General features: G+C 43.7%; 1 protein-coding gene. It reads left to right on the top strand.

Annotated elements, in window-relative coordinates; translation table 11 throughout:
• A partial coding sequence (locus IEX97_RS13255) for an SPOR domain-containing protein (protein WP_188883550.1) occupies window positions 1-222 on the top strand: 222 nt, incomplete at its 5' end.
• Window positions 223-229 lie beyond the last annotated feature (7 nt).

Here is a 229-nt window from a genome sequence, read left to right on the forward strand (position 1 = left end):
GATAAAGCATCGAAAGTGGCCAGTAAATTAGTGAAAGCACCGAAAAATGATCGACGTGCCCAAGTGAAATATGAACAAAATGGCACAACCCGTTATAAAGGAGTGTACGGAAGCTACCCAAGTTATGAAGCCGCTCAGCAAGCCTTAAAAACATTGCCTGAAGAGGTACGTGAAGGGGCAAAAATTGAATCTTGGGGAAGCGTACAACGGGTTGCTGATTAACTCTAAG

It is taken from the genome of Paenalicyclobacillus cellulosilyticus (assembly GCF_014647315.1).
Lineage (GTDB): Bacteria > Bacillota > Bacilli > Alicyclobacillales > Alicyclobacillaceae > Alicyclobacillus_J > Alicyclobacillus_J cellulosilyticus.